The sequence below is a fragment of the Desulfoluna sp. genome (assembly GCF_030145185.1).
Taxonomy (GTDB): Bacteria; Desulfobacterota; Desulfobacteria; order Desulfobacterales; family Desulfolunaceae; genus Desulfoluna.
In genome coordinates this window covers 1-4,658 of sequence record NZ_JAQYWB010000146.1, presented here as the reverse complement: position 1 = coordinate 4,658, position 4,658 = coordinate 1, and the positions used below count along the sequence as shown (strand labels likewise).

General features: G+C 49.1%; 2 protein-coding genes. Both read right to left on the bottom strand.

Annotated elements, in window-relative coordinates; genetic code table 11:
* Positions 1-512 (bottom strand): radical SAM protein (locus tag Q1Q75_RS22455; RefSeq protein WP_300675441.1); only part of this gene is annotated, 512 nt, incomplete at its 3' end.
* Between the two features lie 649 nt (positions 513-1,161).
* Positions 1,162-4,161 carry a hypothetical protein gene (locus tag Q1Q75_RS22450; RefSeq protein ID WP_300675439.1) on the bottom strand — a complete coding sequence of 1,000 codons (3,000 nt, stop codon included), beginning with the start codon at positions 4,159-4,161 and terminating at the stop codon, positions 1,162-1,164.
* Between the last annotated feature and the right edge of the window lie 497 nt (positions 4,162-4,658).

The following is a 4,658-nucleotide window of genomic DNA, read 5'->3' as shown; positions in this document are numbered from 1 at the left end:
GGCAGGCTTGACCGAAGCAGCATCTGGGCGATATGGACCCTGGGAAGCGCGGTGTGTCTTGCTGCTTTGCACTTTTGGATGGTGTCGATGCAGCGGATGACCTGCGCAAGGGTGGTGCCCTGGCGGATGGGGTCATTTTCCTTGCTGCTGCAGCCGGCAGTGGAAAAAGCGATCAGGTCAAGGCCCATGTCCACCAGCGCTTCCATGGTGTCGTCATCCAGCATCATGCCGCTGGTGGTGGTGCCGACCTTGAAACCTTTTGCTTTCACGTTTTTGATGATGGACACCAGGTGCGGATGGGCAAAGGGCTCTCCCCAGCCCTGGAGATGGATGTAGGTCTTCGGGTGAAGAAAGGGGAGGATGGCGTCTATCTGTTCGGGGGCAAGAAATCTGTCTTCCCAGCACGCTTCGTATGCGGTCTGCGGGCAGTAAATGCAGGCATTGCTGCAGACAGAGCTCACTTCGATCTGCAGCCAGTCAAGGCGAGTGCGTTGCCATAGCGTTTTCCACATACGACGTCTTCCTTTCGGGTCCTTGAGGTGCCACACCGGTGACTCTATAAAATCAGCAAATCAGAAAACAAGGGGACAGGCACCACGACGGCTAAATAAAGCGATTTCAAAAGAGTCCGTTGGATCGACCCCGGGGGACTGTATTCGGTTTGTTACCGCTCCGTGGGATCGGTTCCAAGGCGTTGTCCTCACGTCTTTGAACTCTGTTCAGACAGGCTTTATTGACGCGGGTTAGCCCGGATATTTCATGAAAAAACAATCAGGGTTAAGGAATTATTTGTAATGACAGTTCCTTGCAATAATATTTTCAGTCGTTTCAAAAATGCAAAATGTAATCTACGGTATTCTGTTTGATTTTCTCACCCTTCGGGCGAGCCGGGCTAAGACGAGGGCGCGGCTTTGGGGGGCCTGTTCTCTTCAACTCAACTCAACTCAACTCAACATGCGCATGTCGCCTGTCCCGCATTTTTCTTTTCTCTCTCGATTCGTGAAATATCCGGGCTAAGGGTTCAGAAACAAAATAAACGTCCAAAGAATACCGCTGCGCCTTAACCCGAGAAGGGTTAAAGCGCAGCGGCAACCAGCTTTCAAGGTGGCTCACCTTGCCGCCGGAGGCATCGCTTTTGCAGGTTTTATTTTTGTCCCATCCCTAATTCCAGGGACATTCATCATACGGGGATAAAGAGATGTCCACTTTTCCGTCAATGCCGTCGCACCCCTGGACTTGTCTTGCAAAAGCCGTTGCTTTAAGAAGGCTTAATTGGGCATTTCCACGTATTGTCAGATAATTGCCGATGTAACAGACGCTGGTCAGTCCGAGCTCCTTCAGCTGGCTGTTGTTTCCGATGGACATGGTATTTTCAACTCGGGCCAGGTTGCTCAACCCTTTGAGAGTCTCCAGGGATTCATTTCTTATGATGGAAAGATATTCAACACTTGTGATATTGCTTAATCCGTCGAGGTTCTTCAACGAATGGTTTGTTTTAATGTGGATGTGCCCCTCGACTGTACCGGAAAAGACATCTCTCAATGCATCAATATGTGTAAGTGATTTATTGTCGTATAAAATTAGAGAGTTCAGGGATGCAAGGCCATTGAGTCCGCCAAGAGTCAACAGGCTGTTGTTGTAGTTAATATAGAGTCTGTCAATTGAGTTTTCGCCAAGGCCTTGGAGATTGACCATTGAATGGTTGTACGTGATGGCAAGTTCTTGAATGCTGGTGCTGTGGCCTATACCTTCCAGGGTTGTCAGGGCATAATTACAGGATAAACTGAATTCTCTAAGGGAGGCAATGTTCTCCATGCCCTTTAAATGTATCAGTGAATGATTGTAGCCAAGCACGAAGCGATTCACTCCGACGAGACTTTCCAGGCCTTTCAGGCTTGTAAGCCCGTTGTTGTGCGATATATCCATGTCACGTACTCGTACAGCTTTAATGCCTTCAAGGGTCGTAAGGGACCCATTGTTTTTTATCTCCAATAATTTCAGGTATTCCGGCAGGGATTCCAGCCCGGCAAGATCGACGAGGGCGTCGTTGTCAATGATTGAGACATATTGGGGGGTGGCCAGGCTGTGAAGCGCTTCCAGGCTTCCAAGGGAATCATTGTTGTTGATCATTAAACGACTCACCCATGGATTGTTTATACCCGTCAGCGAGGTCAGCCCAGGGTTGTTCTCAATGGAAAATGTCTTGACGACTTGGGTGAGATTTTCGAGGGGGGAAAGGTCTTCAAGTGACTGGTTTGCGCTTATCTCAAGGGAGCGGCAGTTCACAAGCCCTTCCATCCCTTCAATAGACGCGAGGGCATCGTTGTTGATGATCGCCACATCTCCTTCTATCGTCGCGTTTGCAAGTGCGTCAATGGATGAGAGGCTCGTATTGGATTCCAGCTCCATGGAATGAATGGTGGAGGCAACCCCCTCCAGGCCGTCCAGGCTCTCGAGGGCCGTATTGTACTTGATACTCAAGGTATCGATTGACGTAAGATTGGCGAGTCCTTTTAAACTGACAAGTTTCCGGGTATCCAGGACAGACAATTCCTTCACTTCTCTGAGGCATTTCAGCCTATCTAAATCGCTGATTTTTGAGCCTGAAATATCCAGATTTCCCGTTATGCGGGTATAGCCGGCAATAGCAGCCAAGTGCGCTTCTGTTTCGATGGCATAGTCTCCCTCCCACACCTTCTCGTTGCAGGGGACCATGGACTCAAAATCCAGGCCGTAAACATCGTCACTGCCGCCGGTGCCCTCCACTGAAACAGAGATGCTTGCGGGATCGAATTCAGCCCCTCCGGCTTCCGGGGTAATCGTATACCCCCCGGGCCCAGGTATGGTGACGGAATAATCGCCTTCACTGTCAGTGAACGCGGTTACCGTTCTGTCGCCCGTCACATGGATCTTTACGGAGTCAAACCCTATTCCCTCGCCCTTAACGTTTCCGCTTAAGAGACATCCTTTTTCTGCGGCCAGGTTCAATCCGTCTATTCCTGCGACAGGCGTATTCTCGCTTACGGCAACAGGGAGTTCTTCGGGCTCAAACACATACCCGGTTAAACGCGGCCTCACGCGATACGTGGCCTCGGTGACGGGCACGACAAATTCATAATCCCCATTCCCGTCTGTTGTCGTGGCGTCGAATTGAGGCTGTCCGTCCTGTCTCAGCAGACTCACTGCGACCCCGCTCAGGCGGGCCCCATTGTGCGCGACGGAGCCCCGTATGGTGCGCGTGGCAATGATCCTGAAATGGGGTATTCTCTCTCCCGGGTAGACGACTGTGGTGTTTTCGCTGACATATATGGCAGTTTTTTGGGGGACAAACGTATAACCGGGAGTCATGGGCGTTAAGGTGTATTTGCAGGTATTAGCCGTCACATAAAAGCTAAAATCCCGATTGTCCTGGGTCGTCGTTGTCGTCAAGTCCACATGTTTTTCTATGCCGTCTTCGGTGTAGGCACCGGTCAGGTCGATATTTATGTCACCGTTAAAAGCAATATACCCCTTTATGGCACGGCTGGGGATTGCCTCATAGTCTACGCCGGTTATTTCATCGGGCGTATGCCCGCTCACATCGATAACATAGCCTTCGGGCTTGAAAGGGGAGCCATGGGGTTTAAATGCATGGGCACCTGAATGCAATGTCATGGTATATCTGAGGGACTCGTTGGGAACGACTGGGAGCGCGTAATCTCCATGTTGGTCCGTTTTCACTTCGATCAACCGCCCGTGAAGACCTTCCTGATTATCAATGTCGTATAAGGCGACATTGATGCCTTTTACCCCGATCCCCTGACAGGTAACGGTGCCTTTTATGGTGCATTCGGTTTTTGCCGTAAAATTTAGCCCGGTGATGTTTGGGGGCGTATTATCGTCGACTTCACCTTCAATCCGGCCGGGGGTAAACACATATCCCGTGTGAGAGGCCGTGACTGTATAACGCCCCGTAATTCTCGGGACCTCCAGTGAATAGATGCCATACTCGTTGGTTTTTGCGCTGAGGGACTTTGAGCCGCTTTTTACCGTAACCGCAATCCCTTCAAGATCGATCCTTTTGTTGAGTGTGATCCTTCCCGATACCTTCATCATATCGTCACAGCCGACTGTTAAAACAATGATGAACAATAACAAAACAAGACAAAGTCGTTTCTTCATCGATGGGTATCCTTTTTTAAAGAGTGGTCCCTGGAAGGGCCGTGAGAGGCCTTTTTACCGTACTCACCCGGATCGGGAAAATGATTTGAAATTTAAACAGGAGTGAAATGAGTATTCTTTATCTGTAACAATAAATCTTTTATATATCCTAACGTTAGCTTACATATATCGCATATATCGGGCCGGGGCCGGTGTCAAATTATTAGTAACAATTCTGCACAAAGAAATACCTTTCCCATACCGTATTTTTTCTTTTTGAAGATTTCGGATCGTTATGAAACCAGGGAAACCCAAAACCAGGGGACAGGCGCCCACATCTGATGAATAAAAATCAGAAAATCAGGGAAAATCAGAAAATCAGGGGACAGGCACCATGCGCTTGACCTCCATGCCAATCTGTGAGACACTCATTTCCAACAAGTAACCTGCCTTTTTAATTGAAATTCATTCTGAAATTTCATCAATACATGCGTATTTCTGACATGACAAACCAAGGA

Excerpts from the sequence above, each read along its gene's own strand:
- Q1Q75_RS22450 (WP_300675439.1), bottom strand. The coding sequence starts at position 4,161 with ATGAAGAAACGACTTTGTCTTGTTTTGTTATTGTTCATCATTGTTTTA.